At 73.5% G+C, this 1117-nt stretch carries 1 protein-coding gene and 1 pseudogene; both read right to left on the reverse strand.

The window, feature by feature from the left end; genetic code table 11:
• A pseudogene (locus ACWDA7_RS53180) lies at positions 1-524 on the reverse strand (SAM-dependent methyltransferase); the annotation flags it as partial.
• Positions 521-1117 (reverse strand): glycosyltransferase family 4 protein (locus ACWDA7_RS53185; RefSeq protein ID WP_450615467.1); only part of this gene is annotated, 597 nt, incomplete at its 5' end. The gene ACWDA7_RS53185 and the pseudogene ACWDA7_RS53180, both read right to left, overlap by 4 nt.

Raw genomic sequence — 1117 nt, forward strand, 5'->3', positions numbered from 1 at the left:
GGGATGTGCGCGTACACGTTGTTGGCCACGACCAGGTCCGCCGGGCCGTGCTCGGCACGGACGGCCGCGCCGGTCTCCGGGGAGAGGAACTCCGTGAGCGTGGGCACCCCCGACTCCCGTGCCGCGCCGCCGACGTTCACCGACGGCTCGATGCCGAGGCAGCGGATCCCCCGGTCCACCACGTGCCTCAGCAGGTAGCCGTCGTTGCTCGCCACCTCGACCACGAAGGCGTCGGGTCCGAGCGGAAGCCGCTCCGCGGCATCGGCGACGAAGGTGCGCGCGTGCTCCACCCAGGAGGTCGAGTAGGAGGAGAAGTACGCGTACTCCTTGAAGGTCTCCTCCGGCGTGATCAGCGGAGGGATCTGCGCGAGCCAGCACTCGGTGCAGACCCGCAGGTGCAGCGGGTACGCCGGTTCCGGCTCGTCCAATTGGTCTGCGGCGAGGAAGCTCTCGCACGGCGGCGTCGCCCCGAGGTCGACGACGCTCGCCATCGCTTCCGAGCCGCACAGTCGGCATCGTGTCATGTGCTGTTCCCATCCCCCCTGCTCACGCGGGTGTCCCCGTCGCGAGCCTGTGCCGACCGCCCCGCGATCGCGGTGCGGTACTCCTCCTCCAGGCGCGCCAGGCCGACGGCCGGGCTGAAGCCCTGCTCGTAGCGGCGGCGGGCCGCCCGGCCCATCTCCTGGCCCAGGTCCGGGTCGGCCGCGATCCGGCGTATGCAGGACGCGAGCGAGCCCGCCTCGCCCGGCCGGTGCAGCAGCCCGGTGACCCCGTCCTCGACGAGTTCGACGAAGGCGCCGTGGCCGGCCGCGACGGTCGGGACGCCGGCCGCCATCGCCTCCACGACCACCAGGCCGAACGCCTCCAGCCAGGTCGAGGGCGCCACCACGGCGACCGACCGCGCGACGGCCTTGCGGCACTCCGCCGTGTCCAGCAGGCCGGCGTAGCGCACGTCGTCCCGGCCCGCCGCCCAGGCGCTCACCTCCCGCTCCAGCGGCCCCGTGCCGGCGATCACGAGCGGTACGCCCACACCGCCGTCGGCCGCGATCTCGTCCCACGCGGCCATGAGCAGCCGTACGCCCTTGGCCTCCGCGAGCCGGCCGAGATAGAGCAGATG

Source organism: Streptomyces sp. NPDC001156 (assembly GCF_053598275.1).